The sequence below is a fragment of the Pseudarthrobacter sp. 01T43 genome (assembly GCF_056398665.1).
Map to the genome: position 1 here is coordinate 1 of NZ_JBFTPV010000036.1, position 17489 is coordinate 17489.

Annotated in this window: 16 protein-coding genes, 1 tRNA gene and 1 pseudogene; 11 read left to right on the top strand and 7 right to left on the bottom strand. The window is 65.5% G+C overall.

The window, feature by feature from the left end:
- A pseudogene (locus tag AC1DIM_RS18860) lies at positions 1 to 149 on the top strand (L-idonate 5-dehydrogenase); the annotation flags it as partial.
- Positions 150 to 164: 15 nt separating this feature from the next.
- On the opposite strand, the gene radA reads toward AC1DIM_RS18860, so the two are convergent.
- A complete protein-coding gene (gene radA / locus AC1DIM_RS18865; RefSeq protein WP_190990177.1) occupies positions 165 to 1538 on the bottom strand; it encodes a DNA repair protein RadA in 1374 nt (457 codons plus the stop codon).
- A 68-nt stretch (positions 1539 to 1606) separates the two neighbouring features.
- Positions 1607 to 2734: an FUSC family protein gene (locus AC1DIM_RS18870; RefSeq protein WP_477712025.1), complete on the bottom strand. Its 1128-nt coding sequence runs from the start codon at positions 2732 to 2734 to the stop codon at positions 1607 to 1609.
- Positions 2735 to 2969: 235 nt separating this feature from the next.
- Between AC1DIM_RS18870 and pstS the strand changes: the two genes are divergently transcribed.
- From pstS to pstB, 4 genes are all read left to right on the top strand, one after another.
- Positions 2970 to 4091 (top strand): phosphate ABC transporter substrate-binding protein PstS, encoded by a 1122-nt coding sequence (gene pstS, locus AC1DIM_RS18875; protein ID WP_477712026.1) that lies wholly within the window; start codon positions 2970 to 2972, stop codon positions 4089 to 4091.
- A 104-nt stretch (positions 4092 to 4195) separates the two neighbouring features.
- A complete protein-coding gene (pstC, locus tag AC1DIM_RS18880) occupies positions 4196 to 5128 on the top strand; it encodes a phosphate ABC transporter permease subunit PstC (protein ID WP_477712027.1) in 933 nt (310 codons plus the stop codon).
- The gene (gene pstA / locus AC1DIM_RS18885) at positions 5129 to 6241 is read left to right on the top strand and encodes a phosphate ABC transporter permease PstA (RefSeq protein ID WP_477712028.1); all 1113 of its coding nucleotides are present in this window, start codon (positions 5129 to 5131) and stop codon (positions 6239 to 6241) included. It begins immediately after the preceding gene.
- 81 nt (positions 6242 to 6322) lie between these two features.
- Entirely contained in the window at positions 6323 to 7102 is a 780-nt protein-coding gene (gene pstB / locus AC1DIM_RS18890; RefSeq protein ID WP_477712029.1) for a phosphate ABC transporter ATP-binding protein PstB, read from the top strand.
- A 119-nt stretch (positions 7103 to 7221) separates the two neighbouring features.
- Here pstB and AC1DIM_RS18895 read toward each other — a convergent pair whose 3' ends face one another.
- From AC1DIM_RS18895 to AC1DIM_RS18905, 3 genes are all read right to left on the bottom strand, one after another.
- Positions 7222 to 8238: an inorganic phosphate transporter gene (locus tag AC1DIM_RS18895; protein ID WP_477712030.1), complete on the bottom strand. Its 1017-nt coding sequence runs from the start codon at positions 8236 to 8238 to the stop codon at positions 7222 to 7224.
- Between the two features lies 1 nt (position 8239).
- Positions 8240 to 8857, bottom strand: coding sequence for a DUF47 domain-containing protein (locus AC1DIM_RS18900; protein WP_477712031.1), 618 nt, complete (start codon positions 8855 to 8857; stop codon positions 8240 to 8242).
- Positions 8858 to 9123: 266 nt separating this feature from the next.
- Positions 9124 to 9783 carry a hypothetical protein gene (locus AC1DIM_RS18905; protein WP_477712032.1) on the bottom strand — a complete coding sequence of 220 codons (660 nt, stop codon included), beginning with the start codon at positions 9781 to 9783 and terminating at the stop codon, positions 9124 to 9126.
- A gap of 202 nt (positions 9784 to 9985) precedes the next feature.
- Here AC1DIM_RS18905 and AC1DIM_RS18910 point away from each other — a divergent pair.
- Positions 9986 to 10058 (top strand) — tRNA-Lys (locus AC1DIM_RS18910).
- A gap of 54 nt (positions 10059 to 10112) precedes the next feature.
- Here the strand turns inward: AC1DIM_RS18910 and AC1DIM_RS18915 are convergent.
- Together AC1DIM_RS18915 and AC1DIM_RS18920 are read right to left on the bottom strand one after the other, a co-directional pair.
- Entirely contained in the window at positions 10113 to 10505 is a 393-nt protein-coding gene (locus AC1DIM_RS18915; protein ID WP_477712033.1) for a hypothetical protein, read from the bottom strand.
- A 15-nt stretch (positions 10506 to 10520) separates the two neighbouring features.
- A complete protein-coding gene (locus AC1DIM_RS18920; protein ID WP_477712034.1) occupies positions 10521 to 11399 on the bottom strand; it encodes a GAF and ANTAR domain-containing protein in 879 nt (292 codons plus the stop codon).
- 446 nt (positions 11400 to 11845) lie between these two features.
- Between AC1DIM_RS18920 and AC1DIM_RS18925 the strand changes: the two genes are divergently transcribed.
- The 5 genes from AC1DIM_RS18925 (at position 11846) to AC1DIM_RS18945 (ending at position 17212) form a co-directional block, all read left to right on the top strand.
- Positions 11846 to 12421: an HhH-GPD-type base excision DNA repair protein gene (locus AC1DIM_RS18925; protein WP_477712035.1), complete on the top strand. Its 576-nt coding sequence runs from the start codon at positions 11846 to 11848 to the stop codon at positions 12419 to 12421.
- A 107-nt stretch (positions 12422 to 12528) separates the two neighbouring features.
- Positions 12529 to 14760 (top strand): 4-alpha-glucanotransferase, encoded by a 2232-nt coding sequence (gene malQ / locus AC1DIM_RS18930; RefSeq protein WP_477712036.1) that lies wholly within the window; start codon positions 12529 to 12531, stop codon positions 14758 to 14760.
- A gap of 99 nt (positions 14761 to 14859) precedes the next feature.
- Positions 14860 to 15765 (top strand): SDR family oxidoreductase, encoded by a 906-nt coding sequence (locus AC1DIM_RS18935; RefSeq protein ID WP_477712037.1) that lies wholly within the window; start codon positions 14860 to 14862, stop codon positions 15763 to 15765.
- Complete coding sequence (locus AC1DIM_RS18940) at positions 15746 to 16183, top strand: VOC family protein (protein WP_477712038.1); 438 nt, start codon at positions 15746 to 15748, stop codon at positions 16181 to 16183. The genes AC1DIM_RS18935 and AC1DIM_RS18940 overlap by 20 nt, the downstream gene beginning before the upstream one ends.
- A gap of 273 nt (positions 16184 to 16456) precedes the next feature.
- The gene (locus AC1DIM_RS18945; RefSeq protein WP_477712039.1) at positions 16457 to 17212 is read left to right on the top strand and encodes a putative protein N(5)-glutamine methyltransferase; all 756 of its coding nucleotides are present in this window, start codon (positions 16457 to 16459) and stop codon (positions 17210 to 17212) included.
- Positions 17213 to 17489: the final 277 nt, after the last annotated feature.

A 17489-nucleotide genomic window follows, 5' to 3' on the forward strand; every position in this document is an offset into this window, starting at 1 on the left:
ACGTCATCACCGCCCTCGCCGACGGCAGCTTGCACATCAGCCCCGTCATCACCCACGAATACCCCCTCAGCCAAGGCCTCGAGGCCTTCAAAACCGCCAAAAACTCCGCCGAATCAGGCAAAGTCCTACTCAACTTCCAACCCGAATAAGCGGGGCCCCGGCGGCTAACCGATCAGCAGGCTCAGCGCCTCCGTAAGGTGCTCCACCTCGCGGACGGAGAACCCCGCGGGGACGGGCCCGGGACCGTTGTGGCTGGCCGGAACCACGGCGTGGGTAAAGCCCAGCCGGTGGGCCTCCTGGATCCGCTGGTTGATGCCGGGCACTGGCCGGACCTCGCCGGCCAAGCCCACCTCACCGAAGGCAATCAGCCTGATGGGCAGCGGCTTGCGGGCTTTGGCCGACGCGACGGCAAGGGCAACAGCAAGGTCAGTGGCGGGTTCGCTGAGCTTCACCCCGCCCACTGTCGCAACGTAGGAGTCGTCCTTGTGCAACAGGCACCCGGCGCGCTGCTGCAGGACGGCAAGCAGCATGGAAACCCGTGAGCTGTCCAAACCGCTGGTGGCCCGGCGGGGCTGCGAATTGGGGCTTTCGGCAAGGAGTGACTGCACCTCCGCCAGCAACGGCCGTCGCCCTTCCATGGTCACGGTAATGCACGTGCCGGAAACGGGCTCCTTAGTCCGGCTGACGAACAGCCCGCTGGGGTCGGTGAGGCCCTCGATGCCGTTCTCGTTCAGGTCAAAACAGCCGACGTCGTCCGTAGGCCCGTAGCGGTTCTTCACCGCGCGCAGCATGCGGAGCCGGGAGTGCCGCTCGCCCTCGAACTGGCACACCACGTCCACGAGGTGTTCCAACAGGCGCGGCCCCGCAATGGAGCCGTCCTTGGTCACATGGCCCACCAGCAGCGTGGTCATGTTGCGCCGCTTGGCCGCCGCGATGATGGAGGCCGCCACTTCACGAACCTGCGACACACCGCCAGCGCTGCCGTCCACATCTGCGCTGCTGAGGGTCTGGACCGAGTCCACAATCAGCAGGCGCGGCTCAATTTTTTCCACCTGCCCCAGCGCCTGTCCGAGGTCCGTCTCGGCTGACAGGTACAGGGAATCCGCGACGGCGTCGATCCGCTCCGCGCGCAGCTTCACCTGGGCGGCCGACTCCTCGCCGGTCACGTACAGGACGTCCTGCGCCGTACGGGCAAATTTCGCGGCGACGTCCAGGAGCAGCGTGGACTTGCCTACGCCAGGCTCACCGGCCAGCAGGATCACGGCGCCGGGGACCAGCCCACCGCCCAGGACGCGGTCCAGTTCGTCCACCCCGGTGGGGAGGAACGCCGCGGTGGTGGCGTCTACCTCGGCAATCCGCCGCGCCGGCTCCAGAACTGTAGTTGCCGCCGTCGTACGCGCTACGGCCGCGCCGGTTTCCTCGACGCTGCCCCACGCCTGGCACTCGCCGCAGCGCCCCACCCACTTGACCGTGGTCCAGCCGCATTCGGCGCACTTGTATGCGGGCGCTTTGGAGGCGCGGGAAGTCTTTGTTGCCATGGGTTCCACCCTACTTGCGGGGCCCGACATTCTCGCCGCCCGTCCCCGCGTGCCCAGCCAACAGCCCGCTACAGGCCGGGCAGCACGTCCCGGGCTTCGCGCGAGTCCATCCCGGTGGCCTCCAGCAGGTCCACCATCAGCGGCCGGAACAGCATCACCACGGTCTCACCTTCCAACCGCTGGACCTTGAGCAGGTTGGGGTGCAGCCGCAATGCGATCTCACTTAACTCATGGCGTGCGGTGCGCAGATGGGCGCGGCGCACGCCGTCGTGCGTCTCAGCGAGGCCCAGCGACAGTTCATCGATGGCCGCCGCGGTCTCTTCGAGGACGTCGGCGATGTTCTCGGTGGCCTCGTCGGACAGCGCCGCATGGTTGATGGCACTGGTCAGCCGCCGAGCGAAAACCCGGCTGTTACGGAGCGCCAGGTCAATGAAGTCAAGGGAGCTGTCCAGCCGGTCCAGCTCGTCCCGGTGCCGGCGGTAGGCCGGCGCCAGGGTGGCCACCTCGTTGGAGGCGCGCAGCGACTGGCGCATGCGGTCCACCAACGGTTGGCAGTTGCGGCCCCGGATCAGGGCGTGCCAGGCCCGCGTGGAATCACTTTCCGTCAGGGCGGAGGCGCACTCGCGGAGCACCTCGGCGAGCTCGTGCAGGATCTTCCGGACGTCGTCGCGGGGCTCGCGGCGCGGGTCTTTCGGGATCAGGACAGTCACCAGCAGGGCGAACATTCCGCCCACCACGGCGTCCAGGCTCCGGGTGAAAGGCCCGCCGGCCGGGGCCGGCAGCAGCACCACCAGCAGGGACTGCAGCCCCAGTTGAGTGGTGAAGATGGTGCCGCTGTCCAGGAAGCGAGCCAACAGGATGGAAAACAGAAGTACGACGGCGGCCTGCCAGATTCCGCTGCCGAGCCAATGCAGGAGCAGATCACCAACGGCGATGCCGATGGTGCAGCCCAGGCCCACCTCCATAACGCGGCGCAGGCGGGGATCCCGCGAGAAGCCCAGCGCGATCAGTGACGAGGTGGCCGCAAAGAGGGGACCGGAATGGCCCAGCACGTATTCGGCGAAGGCGTAGGCACCCACCGCGCACGCCGTCATCTGGACTGCGGGGAGAAGTGAATTCCGGCTTCGGATCAGGCCGGTGCGGATTCGGCCACGCAGGAATCGCCTGCTTGCTGAAAGTCCTGCTGGTGCGGCCATGCCGTTCAGTCTATTTGCCGGGCGGCCCCTACGGCCGCAAGTGTGACCTGCGCAATGGTGACGCTACAGTTGTAAGGGAAAATGTCACTGCCGTTAATGTTCTGTTCACTTTCGGCAGCCAATCCCTTTACCTGCTGCCTCTAAATTCGATGAAGGTACACAACGTACGCATCGCGCTGCAGGGCGTCTCCGGCCCTGTCCGCTACTGAATATCCCTGGAAGGGGTACACATCTAGTGAAGGCACTCCGTTTCGGCCGCCACGCGGCTATTGCTGTTATCGCGGCCGGCGCACTCGCGCTCACCGCCTGCGGTTCAGACAACGCCACCGGCAACACGCCTGCTGGCACCCAGTCTGCCAGCGGCACCAAGGTCACCGGCACGCTGACCGGCATCGGCGCTTCCTCGACCGGCGCAGCCATGGACGCCTGGAAGGCCGGCTTCGCTTCCGCCAACTCCGGCGCGACCGTGCAGTACTCCCCTGACGGCTCCGGCGCAGGCCGCAAGGCCATCATCGACGGCTCGGCCCAGTTCGCCGGCTCCGACGCTTACCTCAAGGATGAAGAGCTGGCCAGCTCCAAGACCCAGTGCGGCCCCGAAGGTGCCATCAACATCCCGGTCTACATTTCCCCGATCGCCGTGGCCTTCAACCTGCCCGGCATCACCGACCTGAAGCTCGACGCCACCACCGTGGCCAAGATCTTCCGTGGCCAGATTGCTACCTGGAACGACCCGGCCATCGCTGCCCTGAACCCGGGCGTCACCCTCCCGGCCACCAAGGTCACCCCGGTCAACCGCTCTGACGACTCCGGCACCACCACCAACTTCACCGAGTACCTGGCCGCTGCAGCTGCCGATGTCTGGACCGACAAGGCTTCCGGCGTATGGCCCGCATCCCTGCAGGGCGAGAACGCCAAGGGAACCTCCGGTGTTGTCAAGACCGTCACCGACACCCCGGGCGCCGTGACCTACGCGGATGATTCCGCAGTCGGCGGCAAGCTCGGCACCGCTTCGATCAAGGTTGGCGAGGAGTTCGTCAAGATCTCCGCCGACGCCGCAGCCAAGGCTGTTGAAGCCGGCAAGCCCGTCGATGGCCGCTCCGCCAACGACGTCGCCATCAAGCTTGACCGCAAGACCACCGCCAAGGGCGCTTACCCGGTGGTCCTGGTTTCCTACCACGTTGTCTGCACCACCTACGACAAGCAGGAAACCGTTGACCTGGTCAAGGCCTTCGAAAGCTACGTAGTTTCCGACGCCGGCCAGAAGGCAGCTGCTGACTCCGCGAAGTCCGCACCGCTCTCCTCGGCCCTCGCCGGGAAGGCCGCCAAGGCCATCGAATCCATCAAGGTCAAGTCCTAGTACCTGTCCCTGAAACCATGTTCCCCGCCACGCCGAAAGGCGGGGTGGGGAACTTGGCTTTGTAAGCTAGATTTTGGCACCACCCACAAACCGAAGGGTCTGGAATGACCGCCACCCCCCTGAGCAGTTCCCAAGGCGCAGGCCGCGCCGGGGATAAGATTTTTTCCGGCGCCGCCCTTGCCGCCGGTTGCCTCATCCTCGCCGTCCTGTTCGGCGTCGCACTGTTCCTCGTTGTGCAGGCCATCCCTGCGTTGACCGCCCCGGCCGCAGAAATCCAGGGCGGAGCAGGCTTCTTCGCCTACATCTGGCCGATCGTGATCGGCACGCTCATTGCCGCCGCCATCGCGCTGGTAATCGCGACGCCCATCGCCATCGGTGTGGCCCTGTTCATCTCGCATTTCGCGCCGCGCGGACTCGCCAACGGCCTGGGTTACGTGGTTGACCTCCTGGCGGCCATTCCGTCGGTGATCTACGGCGCCTGGGGCGCGGCGTTCCTCGCCAAGGAAATCTCCCCGGCGTACAACTGGCTGGCCGAAAACATGGGTTGGCTGCCCATCTTCGAGGGCCCGGCGTCGGCCACCGGCAAGACCATCCTCACCGCGGGAATTGTGCTGTCCGTGATGGTGCTGCCCATCATCACGTCCCTGACCCGCGAAATCTTCCTGCAGACCCCCAAGCTGCACGAGGAAGCCGCACTGGCACTTGGCGCCACGCGCTGGGAAATGATCAAGATGTCGGTCCTGCCTTTCGCCCGCCCGGGCATCATCAGCGCCGTCATGCTTGGCCTGGGCCGCGCGCTCGGCGAGACGATGGCCGTTGCTCTGGTGCTTTCGTCCGGAGCCCTGACCGCCAGCCTGATCACGTCCGGCAACCAGACCATCGCGGCCGAAATCGCGCTGAACTTCCCTGAAGCGAGCGGCCTCAAGGTAAGCACCCTGATCGCGGCCGGCCTGGTGCTGTTTGTCATCACCTTGGCCGTAAACATGATTGCCCGCTGGATCATTACCCGGCATAAAGAATTTTCGGGAGCCAACTAAATGTCGTCCACTCTCACGCCAGTTCGCAGCAAGCGTTCAGCCCTCACGAAGGGTCAGCTGCCGGCCTTCGCACCGTACGCCGTTCTGGCCGTCGCCCTGATTGTTGGCGCAGCTATCCTGGCCCTGATCGGCTTCAACGCCTTTGGCTGGGGCATCGTGTCCGCACTGCTTTTCGCTCTCGGCCTGGTGAGCTGGAGCGCCGTTGTCGAAGGGTCCCGCAAGGCCAAGGACAAACTGGCCACGTGCCTCGTGGTGGGCTCGTTCCTGATCGCATTGCTCCCGCTGATCTCCGTCATCTGGACCGTCCTGATCAACGGCATCCCCGGCCTGATCTCTCCCGGCTTCCTCACCAGCTCCATGAACGGGGTCACCGGCGTCTATGACACCAAGGCCGTGGAACAGGGTGCCCCCGTTATCGGCGGCATCTACCACGCCCTTTTGGGCACCATCCAGATCACTTTGGTGGCCACCGTCATTTCCGTGCCCGTGGGGCTGCTGACCGCAATCTACCTGGTGGAGTACGGCAACGACGGCCGGCTGGCCCGTGCCATCACGTTCTTCGTGGACGTGATGACCGGCATTCCGTCGATTGTGGCCGGACTGTTCGCCGCCGCTTTCTTCTTTGCAGTGGTTGGGCCCGGCACCAAGACCGGCGCCGTCGCCGCCGTCGCCCTTTCCGTGCTGATGATCCCGGTGGTGGTGCGCTCCAGCGAGGAAATGCTGAAGATCGTTCCCAACGAGCTGCGTGAGGCGGCTTACGCGCTGGGCGTGCGGAAATGGCGCACCATCATCAAGGTGGTCATTCCGACGGCGATCTCCGGCATCGCGTCGGGCGTCACCCTTGCGATCGCCCGCGTCATCGGCGAGACCGCCCCCATCCTGGTCACCGCAGGTTTCGCCACCAGCATCAACAACAACGTCTTCGGCGGCTGGATGGCTTCGCTGCCGACATTCATTTACACGCAGATCCTGAACCCCACGTCGCCGGCCAACCCTGGCCCGTCCTCGCAGCGGGCTTGGGGAGCCGCCCTGGTGCTGATCATCCTGGTGATGATCCTGAACCTTGGTGCCCGCCTGATCGCCAGGATTTTTGCCCCCAAGACGGGCCGCTGAAAAAGTTTTCGGCAGGCCGTTCCGGTCTTCGCGACCAAACCCTAGACTTCAATCCGTACCCCCAGCAAGTGAAGGAACATCATGTCTAAGCGCATCGACGTCAAAGACCTGAACGTGTACTACGGCGATTTCCTCGCCGTGGAGGATGTCAGCATCGCTATCGAGGCCAAGTCCGTGACCGCCTTCATCGGTCCCTCAGGCTGTGGCAAGTCCACCTTCCTGCGCACGCTGAACCGCATGCACGAAGTGCTGCCCGGCGCCCGCGTTGAAGGTGAAGTCCTGCTCGACGGCGACAACCTCTACGGACCCGGCGTTGACCCCGTGACCGTCCGTTCGCAGATCGGCATGGTCTTCCAGCGACCCAACCCGTTCCCCACCATGTCCATCCGGGACAACGTGCTGGCGGGCGTGAAGCTGAACAACAAGAAGATCTCCAAGGGCGAGGCCGACGCGCTGGTGGAAAGCTCGCTGCGGGGCGCCAACCTTTGGAACGAGGTCAAGGACCGGCTGGAGAAGCCAGGTTCCGGCCTGTCAGGCGGCCAGCAGCAGCGTCTCTGCATTGCCCGTGCCATCGCAGTGCAGCCGCAGGTGATCCTGATGGACGAGCCGTGTTCGGCACTGGACCCCATCTCCACGCTGGCCATTGAAGACCTCATCAATGAGCTCAAGGACCAGTTCACTGTGGTGATCGTGACCCACAACATGCAGCAGGCCGCACGCGTCTCGGACAAGACAGCTTTCTTCAACATCGCCGGTACCGGCAAGCCGGGCAAGCTGATCGAATATGGGAACACCCAAAACATTTTCAGCAACCCCACGGTGAAGGCGACGGAAGACTACGTTTCCGGCCGCTTCGGGTAGTCCCCACCGCGGCCCTCACCTCGGACCAACACATCGACTGCTCCGGCAAGGCCCTTTTGACAGCTCAGAAGGGCGCTGCCGGAGCAGTCGATTGCCGTCTAACGCGCTGGGAGGCTGGTCTAAGCCCCGGTCAGCGGTGACAGCGCCAAGGCGAAGACAAAGGCCACCGCAGCGGCCGCTAGCGGTGTGAGGATCCACAGCCCGAGGATCTCCAGGACCAGTTTCCGGTTGGTCACCGCGAAGTGCTGGTTTTCGCCGGCGCCCAACGCGGAGGCCGTCACGGTGTGGGTCGTGGACAGGGGCCACTGCAACGCAATGGCCCCAACGAGCAGCATGATGGCGCTGAACGTTTGGGACACGGAACCCCGCAACGGGTCGATTCGGGTGATCCTGTAGGCGAGGGTGTACGAGATCCGCCAGCCGCCGCACAGCGTCCCGGCGGTCATCATGACAGCGGATACCAGCGCCACCCACAGGGGGATACTGTCGTCGTCGGAATAGCCGGCCGCGGCAAGGGCCAGCAGAAGCACGGCGCCTACCCGCTGGCCGTCCTGCAGCCCGTGGCCGAACGCGACAGCGCCGGCCGCAATGGCCTGGCTCCGGCGAAAGCGCTGGTTGATGACATTGGGCTGGGCATAGCGCGCGGCCCAGGTTGCGGGGAAGACTGCCAGGTAGGAGCCCACATAAGCGACGACCGGCGAGAGCAGCAGCGGCAGCATCACTTGGACCAGCAAGGACCGGTCAACGCCCCCTACTCCCATGCCGCCCACGGCGAGGCTGGCAAGCCCGGCGCCGGCCAGCCCGCCTACCAGGGCGTGCGTGGAGGACGCGGGGATGCCGCGCCACCACATCAGCAGGCCCCAGGCGCAGGCACTGCCCACACCCGCCAGGAGGATGCTTAGGCCGCTGGTTCCGGCCGGCAGACGAATCCACGTGTGGCTGATGGCCACCACTACGCTGGCGCTGAGCAATGCGCCAACAAGGTTGAAGAGGGCAGCCAACAGCACTGCCACCGTCGGTGTGAGGGCCCGGGTCCGGACGGCGAGGGCTACGGCGGTGGAGACGTCCCTGAAGCCATTGAGGAAGGCGAACGCCGCGGTCAGCAGGACCACGGCGCCGAAGATCACTGCTGTCACGTCAGGATTCCTTGACGATGATGCTGCCTACCTGGGTGGCGATGCGGCGCATGTCTTTGGTGACTTCAACAAGCTGGTTGGCGACATCGCGGTTTCTGGAGTACTGCGCCCACTTCATGTCCCGGATCATGTCAGCCACCCACACCCGATGGGTCCGCTCTGCGCGTTGGGCCAGCCTGAGAATCTCGATCCAATAGTCCTCAAGGTCATCAAGGTTGTTGAGCTGGCGCATGGCGTCCACGGTGAGCTCGGCCTGCCTGCTGATGACCTCCAGCTGGTCCGCGGCACGCTTGGGCAACCGGTCCAGCTTGTAGAGGGAAACCAGTTCGGCGGCGCCGTCCAGCTTTTCGAGGGCCTCGTTGAGGTAGCGGGACAGGGCGTACATGTCTTCGCGGGGGAGCGGATTCACGAAGCTGGTGCGCATGTGGGTCAGCAGGGCGAAGTGCAGCTCGGCGGATTTCGCCTGGTGGTTGTGCATGTCATCCACGAGTTTGGCGTGCTCCCCGGCTGGAACGCCCAGGATCTCGGCCATGGTGGCGCTGGCATACACGATTTGCTGGGCCATTTGGGACAACAGGACCAGCCCGGCGGGCTCCTGGGGGAAAAGGCGCAGCTTCACGGTGGGTTCGGTCTCCGGGCGTTGTACTGGGTCTGGGCCGCCCACTGTGACTTGACGCAGGCCTGCAACTGGTCTTGAGTCTACCGGGCAGCTGCCTGCGGCCTGTAAACGGGCAAGAAAAATGGTGCCGAACCGGATACGCCTCTCGGCGGTAGGCCGCTCTAGGCGGCTAAATGTTGAAGCCCGGGGGTTTCGCGGCTCGGCACCAGTTTTAGTGTTCTACGTTGCCGGGCCCAAGTCAACATTGACAGATCGGGCCTGCTGGTTCAGTCGAGTTCACCGAGGCGCCACGCGTTCGCAGCGTGTTCAAGGTCCTCGGCGGTCTTCACAAGCTGATGCGAGTTGCGCGTGAGCTTGCTCGCGTGGGCCTCATTTCCGTGTTCGGCGCCGTCGGCGAGGGTCGCCTGGCCGAGCGCAACCACACGGCAGAAAGCGGCGGAACGTTCCAGTGCGACGTCGAAGTCGCCGTCGAACGCACCGGAAAGAATGGCGTCCGCCAGGGTCCGCATTTCGTCGGCCCCCGGCGGCTCGGCAGCACCTGCCACCACGTTGGAGACCTGGGCCGTGTCCTTGCCCGCACGGAAGTAAACGGAGATGCGTTCCGGGTCCTGAACGGTGGCCGCGCGCAGCGCGTACAGCCGCCACAGGGCGCCGGGCAAGGACCGCGCCGGACTTTCGGCCCACATTTCGGCGATGGCTTCCAGGCCCTGTTCGTCCGTCAGCTTGACCAGCCGCTCGGTGATGACAGGATCGTCGCTGTTACGTCCATGGCGCACCAGTGCCTGGGCGGCGAGGTGGGCGGCCTCGGAGACGCGCGCGGGGTCCGGGCCTCCGGCGAACGGCTCAAAGTCGATGGGCGCGAAAGGCTTTGGTTTGTGATGCCGGTTGGCGCCGCCGTAATGACTGGGTCCTGTTTGCTCGCTCATGCCCCAACGCTACTCCTGTGCCGCCGGGGAAATCGAGTGCTCCGTGGAAGCAGCTGCACTCGGCGGGGGCCGTCGAAACCGGCAGAAAAAAGGACGTACGACGGCGGCACGCCCCTTTCGTGTCAAAGCGGCCCCGCGCGTGGGGTAAAGTATCTATCGTCCAGAAATGGACTGGGCTGATCGGTCACCTGACCGTCGGCTGGGGCCTTTAGCTCAGTTGGTAGAGCATCGGACTTTTAATCCGTGGGTCGTGGGTTCGATCCCCACAGGGCCCACCCACGTGGCAGGTCAGAGGCACAAAGCTTCTGACCTGCTTCAGTTTAAGCGGCTCAGCTGAGCGACAGCCCGAGGTAAAGCAGGGCGAGGGCAAGCGCCGTCGGAGTCATGGTGAGGCGCTCGGACCGGCTGCGCGAGATCCCGTTCATGACGACACCTAAGGCGAAGTACGCAGTCAGCACCCAGGCGGTCACGTCCGTGAAAGATTCGCTGACGAATGGAGCCGCGAGCCCGGCCTTCGCCAAGGCGACGTAGGCGAAGACTCCGTACAGGGCGATGGAGACTGCACTTCCTATCCGAAGCTTGGGCGGAAGGACCGTGTGCTGGCCGCCCCAGGCCAGCTGACCGAGGGGAGCGCCCGCTATTAGTGCTATCTGGAAAACGGCCAGGGCGGCGAGTACCGCCGCGGCCCCGAGCGCACAAACGTGAACCATCGTTGTCCCCATGGTCGAGCGGCTGCCTTAGTGTTCGAAGTGGGTGCGCGGCGCGCCGCCGGGCAGCTTCTCCAGAATACCCTCTGCCACTTTGCGCAGCTTGAGGTTCCGGTGGCTCGACGCCTTGGCGATGATGGCAATCGCCTCGTCGTAGGAACACCTGTTCTGCGCCATGATCACTCCACAGGCGATGTCGATGGAGGTGCGGCTTTCGAGCGCGGATTGCAGGTCCGACGCCCGGGTGCTGGTGGATTGCAGCTCAAGGACCAGCCTGAGGCCCCGCGCCGCGAGGTCCGCGAAACCGTGGGCCCCGGCGATTATATGGAGCGGGAACGCCTGGGCGGTGGGGGCAAAGAAGGCGAGGGCCGCAGTTGCACCTTCGTCCAGCCGGAGCCGTACGCCAAGAACGCTGTGGAACCCGGCGTCCTGAAGGTGTGGCCGGTAGAGCGACCAGCGGAAATCGGACGAAACGTGGTTCATGGCCACGGTGCCACTGCCGGTGAGTGCTTCCGTCAGTGGTCCTTCGCGCACTTCCTGCTCCAGCCGGGCCAGCCCGGCTGTCTGCGCATTGGTGCCGGCGGTGGCCGGGGCGTTCTTCGCCCTGCTGAGGAGGGTGCCGCATTCGACCGGAGAGTCCATGAGCCTGCTGAGTGTGGCGGAAGCCGTCCGGGTCAGGATTTCAAGCGAGTCAGCGAGTGTTGTCGCGCCGGTGGCCAAATCGGGGATGAACCCGTCGGGGCCGGCGCTTGCTGGACCGGTGCTTGCCGTGCCAGCGGATGGGGCCGGCGATTGGCTGGGAATCGTGGCAGGATGCCCCGCTACGTGCTGTTGGGCCTGATACGGCTGCGCCGGACGCCTGCCGGCGGGCCCGTGCGACGCGGAAACCTGCGATGTTGAATACTTCATGGCCGGCTCCCGGAGGACCTGCTCCCAGAGGACCGGCCAGTCGGCCGCCCGTGAAAGTGATAGTCGGACCAAGGTGCGGGCGGCCGGAATTCGGCGATCAGAGGGCCGGCGACGGCTGGGGGAGAGGCCTTGGTCTCGAAGACCTCCTCGTCGCCGGCCCCGCTCACTTCCCGGACCCGATGGGGCGGGAAAACGTGGCTGCTAAGTCCTGCATTCATTCCTTCTCACATCCCCTGGTGAGACATCCAACCGAGTGAGACAACGAGTCTTTGGCTCTAGATCGAAGGTAGTGGGGCGTGGTCCCGGGAGAACGCGTAATCGGTACTCGTCTTTGAGATTAGGTAGTACTTGGATTGGTGGACTGTGTGTGGGCCTTTGCTTGGACCGGTGCTGTAAAACTGGGCCGCCCCATGACGCAGGCAGCCGGAGATGGAAGGATAAGGCCCATGGAACTGCATATCACCGGGGACCCCGCGGCCGACCAACTGCTTACTGATGACGCGTTTGCGCTGCTGACGGGGATGTTGCTGGACCAGCAGGTGACCATGGAATCCGCCTTCGCAGGGCCGGAGAAGATCCGGTCACGCATCGGCTCGATTGATCCGGCAGCTGTAGCCGCCTACGAACCGGAAGCGTTCGTCGAGGTCTTCAAGGAACGGCCGGCAGTCCACCGGTTCCCCGGTTCGATGGCGGCGCGGGTCCAGGCCCTCGCTGAGACGGTCCAGCGCGACTGGAACGGTGACGCCGCGCAGATCTGGACCAAGGGCAGCCCGGACGGCAGGGAAGTATTGCGCCGCCTGCAGGCCCTGCCGGGATTCGGGGAGCAAAAGGCAAAGATTTTCCTTGCGCTCCTCGGCAAGCAATGCGGGCTGAGCGCGCCAGGCTGGCGTGACGCTGCCGGACATTATGGCCAGGAAGGTGCCTTCCTTTCGGTCGCAGACATCGTGGATCCTGAGTCCCTGGTCAAGGTGCGGGCCAGCAAGCAGGCAGCGAAGGCAGCGGCCAAGCAAACCCGGGAATAAGCGCTCCTGCAATAATCGGAGTCAATTGTCCGGGCGCGAGGAAGCCCCCGGTCAAACCGGAACGCAATGTAAGTTCGGGCCCATCACACCAGACGAGGCGGACATCCATGAAGGCTCCAGACCAGCAATACGCTCAATTCTCCGGAACCCCGGTTCCGCCGGGCGACGGTAATGCAGCCGGTCATGCGCATGTGGACCAGGACCTCCTCCAGCGCCTGGCCGACGCGCACGGGGTGGGCACGTCATTCCACGGTTGGGATGGGCTGCCGTACAGCGTCGCTCCCGAAACCCTGGTCAAAGTCCTTGCTGCGCTGGGCGTCCTGGCCCACACGAACGAACTGATCGAGGCTGCCCTGGCGGAGGCCGAACTGGCGCCGTGGCGGCGGATGCTGCCGCCCGCCGTCGTGGTTCAACAGGGCGCAACCGCACTGGTCCCGGTCCATGTCCCGGACGGTGCCACCGCGCGTCTGGCTGTGATGCTGGAAGCGGGCGCGGGCGGGCCCGTGGAGGCGGTCCAGCAGGATGTCTGGTTCCCGCCCCGGGACGTGGACGGTGTGCCCACCGGGCGGGCCACGTTCGCCGTGCCCGAAGGGCTGCCGCTTGGCTGGCACACGCTGCATGCCGAGTCCGACGGCGTCACGGCCGAGTGCGCGCTGGTGGTGGTTCCGGCGCGGCTCACCACCGCCGATTCCTTGGTGGAGCGCCGCGGCTGGGGCCTGGCCACGCAGCTGTACTCCGTACGGTCGAAGCGGTCCTGGGGCGTCGGCGACTTCGCAGACCTGGCGGACCTGGCCACACTGAGCGGTGAACGGGGCGCGGACTATGTCCTGGTCAATCCGCTGCACGCCGCGGAGCCCGTCCCGCCGGTCCAGCCCTCGCCGTACTCGCCGTCAACCCGGCGCTTTTTCAACCCCCTCTACATCCGGGTGGAGGCCATCCCGGAACTCGCCTACCTCAAACCGCGCAAACGTGCCACGATCGAGAGGCTCCAGGAGCAGGTGCAGAGCCTGAACGCGGACGGGGAACGGCTTGACCGGAACGCTGTGTTCGCGGCCAAGCTCCAGGCCTTGGAGCTGCTTTACCACGCACGGCGCTCGCCGGCCCGGCAAGCAGCGTTCGACGAATTTTGCCGGAGCTCCGGTCCGGGCCTTGATGATTTCGCCCTGTGGTCCGCGATCCGGGAGGACCTCGTGCCGGAGGACCCGCTGTGGATGGACCCGGACTGCGCCCTGGGGTCGCCCGAGGCCGAGGCGCTGAGGGAAAAACTTGCCCATCGGATCGGTTTCCACCGCTGGCTGCAATGGGTCTGCGACGAGCAGCTCGATTACGCGCAGCAGGCCGCGCGCCGCGCCGGCATGCGGCTGGGCGTGGTGCATGACCTGGCCGTGGGCGTTGACATGAGCAGCGCCGACGCCTGGACGCTTCGCGGTGTGCTGGCGCCGGGGATCAGCGTGGGTGCGCCGCCGGACATGTACAACCAGTTGGGCCAGGAGTGGAGCCAGCCGCCCTGGCATCCCGCTCGCCTGGCCGAGGCCGGTTACGCGCCCTTCCGCAACATGCTGTCCACGGTTCTCCGGCACGCCGGCGGCATCCGGGTGGACCACGTCCTGGGGCTGTTCCGCCTCTGGTGGGTACCGGCCGGGAACTCGCCACGGGACGGCGCCTACGTTAAGTACGATCACGACGCACTTATCGGCATCCTGGCGCTGGAGGCCCAGCGCGCCGGAGCCGTGGTGATCGGCGAGGACCTGGGAACGTTCGAACCGTGGGTGCGTGACTACCTTGCTGCCCGCGGCATCCTGGGAACGTCCATCCTCTGGTTCGAGAACGACGGCGACTCCCCGCTGCCGCCGGAGCGGTACCGCACGCAGGCACTCGCCAGCGTCAACACCCACGATCTTCCGCCCACCGCCGGCTACCTTGCGGGCGACCACGTGGCACTCCGCAGCAGGCTGGGGCTGCTGGAACGATCCGAAGCCGAAGAACGGGCGGAGCACGTGGCCACCCTGGAGAAGATGATGGGGTTGCTGCGCGAACGGGGGCTGCTGCCTGAAGGCGGAACGGAAAGCCACGAGACTCATGGAAGCGAGGAGCGCACCATCGAGGCGCTGCACCGCCTCCTCGCCCAGACGCCGTCGGTGTTGCTCGGCGTCGCGCTGGTTGACGCGGTGGGGGAACGGCGCGTGCAGAACCAGCCGGGCACCACCGAAGCGCTGTATCCGAACTGGCAGGTTCCGCTGGGCGACCCTGCCGGTAGGCCCGTGTTTATCGATGACCTTCCCGGAAACGCCAGGTTCAACTCGCTTTTGGCCGCTGTCTCGGAGTCATTGCGCGGGTAGGGCTGGCGGGCAGTCCCGGGCGGGGCGACAATGTGAGCAGTTGGCCGGAGAGTCCTTCGGCCGGCGCGCGGGATGAAGCCGGTTCACGGGAGGAACCAGATGAGTGACGGACCAGTCCTGGTGGTGGGCGGTACGGGCATGCTGGGCAGCCAGGTTGTCACGGAGCTGCTCGCTCGGGGCAAACAGGCACGGGCACTGGTGCGGCCCGGCTCGGATGCGTCCCGCCTCGAAGCAGCAGGCGCGCAGGTTGCCCGCGGCGACATGATGGATCCGGCGTCGCTTGCGCGCGCCATGGACGGTGCCGACGCTGTGATCACCTCAGCGGCCGGCTACACCAGGCACCGCAAGGGCGATACCAGCGAGACTGACATCGTGGGCAACACCAACCTGGTGGAGGCGGCCAGCCGCTCGGGGATCCGGCGGTTCGTCCCGACCAGTATCCTCACGTGCGACCAGACTCCCCAGGTGCCGCACTTCTGGCACAAGAAGCTGGCGGAAGACCGGCTGGAGGCACTCGGCGTGCCCTTCGTAGCTCTACGTCCGGGTGCGTTCCTGGACCAGATCACCCGGTTCGGCGGCGACCCCATCAGCAAGGGGCGGCTCAGCTGGTTCGGGTCGGCGCGGATACCGCTGACCTTTGTGCACACCGCACATTTGGCCGGTTACCTGGCGGCCGCCGTTGACGTTCCGGGGGTAGAGGGCAGGCGCATCGACATCGGCTGGGACCGGCCGGTTAGCATGCAGGATGTTGCGGACATCGCAGGCCGGCTCACCGGAAAGACCATCCGCGTCCGCTCCGTGCGCACCGGTTTGTTGCGGGCTGCGGGCACGGTGATGGCGCCGGTCAACCCGATGGCCAAGGACATGTCCGCCATGATCGACTGGTTCCAGACCGGCCGGTATGTTGCAGACACAACCCTCCAGCAGCAGTTCTTCGGCGTCCCTCCCACTGCGGAGGACGCCGTCCGCCGGCTCCTCACCGGTCTTGGGCACGCTGTTCGCTGACGTCCGTGTCCGGGATGAGCTGCGGCCCGGGATGAGCTGCGCCGAAGCAGGGGTTGCCCAGCGCCAGGATGTCGGCGGTCCACCGTGGATGGACTACGCGGAGATGCCGACCCTGCGCGCCGGCTCCGTTATCGTTGATGATATCGACGACGTCGGGCGCGGAGCGAAGGCCATGCTCGAGAACAACCCCGAACGGAACATCTGGGGCCTCGGCCGACACTACGCCGGCTCCAATTTATTTTGGTACCTCAAAGACCCCGCCGGAAACTTCTCGGAGTACTACTCCGACATGGGCTGCATCGCCGAGGACGAAATCTGGACCCCGGCGACCTTCCACGGAGCCCTGGGTCTCTTGAGCTGGGGTCCGCCGCCACCGCCGTTGTTCCTGGAACCGGAGGTGACAGGGCCGCCGTCGTGATTGACGCGGCGCGTGCACAGAAGGAATCCAGTCTTTTGAGGCCCGTGCCAAGAGGCTATTGAACGCATACCATGAGGTTCGTGGCGGTTATCTTGCGAGACCTGGCAACCTTTCCGGAATGCATGCTGTTTGCTCCCGCTGGCGTGCCGAAAGGGGTTTGCGTTGTCACGCTCCGGACTTGGCTTTGATTCCACCGCCGATTCCGTTGCCGGTATCGCGGAGCGCCTGCGTTCCGCAGGGTGTGTCTTTGCTGAGGAGGAGGCCAGGCTGCTCATGGCCGCCGCGTCCTCTCCCGCTGATGTGAGTGCCACCGTGGAGCGGCGCCTTGCGGGCAATCCGCTGGAGCACATTCTCGGCTGGGCAGAGTTTGGGGGCCTGCGGATTGAGCTCGACGCCGGTGTCTTCGTTCCGCGCCGACGCACTGAACTACTGGTCAACGAGGCTGTTGCGTTGCTGTCGAACGTCTCGGCGGGGGAGCCGAAGGTCCGGCGGGGTAGGGCGCGAGTTTCGACGCGGCCAGTCGGGCCTCGAGTCGTCGTTGATCTCTGCTGCGGATCCGGCGCGGCGGGTGCCGTGCTCGCGTCCCGGATGCCAGGACTTGAACTGCATGCTGCGGACCTCGATCCTGCCGCTGTGGCGTGTGCGCGCCGTAACGTCGGCCGTGTGGGCGGAGTGGTTCACGAGGGCAATCTGTTCGATGCCCTCCCGCCGGCCCTGAAGGGACGAGTTTCGGTCTTGACGGCGAACGCCCCCTATGTCCCTACTGCCGAGATTTCCACCATGCCACGCGAAGCACGTGATTTTGAGCCAATGCTGTCGCTCGACGGCGGCGCGGACGGCCTCGATCTCCATCGCCGCATTGCCGCTGGGGCCCGGGAGTGGCTGCGTGCCGGCGGCCATCTCATCATCGAAACGAGTGAGCGGCAGGCCAAACGCACGGCATCGATCCTGGCGGCGGCGGGGTTCGTAGTCAGGACCGCCCGGTCGGCCGAGCTCGATGGCACCGTGGTTGTCGGCCGAGCTGGCTAACTCTCGGAGTCTGATCCGTTTCGGACTCTAGCTGCGCAGCTATTTGCTGTTTCCCCGCATCGCGGAAGCCGTTCGGCCGCCTGTGGTTCAGCMGTCTTCAGGTGTTCGCGAACCGTCCCTGCTTATTCGCGCTGCCTTGGTGTTTATTCGCGTTGGGGTGGTGGGGGTGGTTTGAAGTAGTGGTTTTGTTGGGGTTTTTGGGTGGGGTCGATGTGGCGTGGGGGTGTGAACCAGGGGATGTTGTTTCGGGTGTGGATGGTCCATTGTTCTTTGTGGA

Coding starts and splice junctions, on each gene's coding strand:
- pstA (WP_477712028.1), top strand. CDS start 5,129: ATGTCGTCCACTCTCACGCCAGTTCGCAGCAAGCGTTCAGCCCTCACG.
- AC1DIM_RS18905 (WP_477712032.1), bottom strand. CDS start 9,783: ATGAGCGAGCAAACAGGACCCAGTCATTACGGCGGCGCCAACCGGCAT.
- malQ (WP_477712036.1), top strand. CDS start 12,529: ATGAAGGCTCCAGACCAGCAATACGCTCAATTCTCCGGAACCCCGGTT.
- AC1DIM_RS18945 (WP_477712039.1), top strand. CDS start 16,457: ATGGCCGCCGCGTCCTCTCCCGCTGATGTGAGTGCCACCGTGGAGCGG.
- AC1DIM_RS18915 (WP_477712033.1), bottom strand. CDS start 10,505: ATGGGGACAACGATGGTTCACGTTTGTGCGCTCGGGGCCGCGGCGGTA.
- AC1DIM_RS18925 (WP_477712035.1), top strand. CDS start 11,846: ATGGAACTGCATATCACCGGGGACCCCGCGGCCGACCAACTGCTTACT.
- AC1DIM_RS18920 (WP_477712034.1), bottom strand. CDS start 11,399: ATGAAGTATTCAACATCGCAGGTTTCCGCGTCGCACGGGCCCGCCGGC.
- radA (WP_190990177.1), bottom strand. CDS start 1,538: ATGGCAACAAAGACTTCCCGCGCCTCCAAAGCGCCCGCATACAAGTGC.
- pstC (WP_477712027.1), top strand. CDS start 4,196: ATGACCGCCACCCCCCTGAGCAGTTCCCAAGGCGCAGGCCGCGCCGGG.
- AC1DIM_RS18935 (WP_477712037.1), top strand. CDS start 14,860: ATGAGTGACGGACCAGTCCTGGTGGTGGGCGGTACGGGCATGCTGGGC.
- AC1DIM_RS18870 (WP_477712025.1), bottom strand. CDS start 2,734: ATGGCCGCACCAGCAGGACTTTCAGCAAGCAGGCGATTCCTGCGTGGC.
- pstB (WP_477712029.1), top strand. CDS start 6,323: ATGTCTAAGCGCATCGACGTCAAAGACCTGAACGTGTACTACGGCGAT.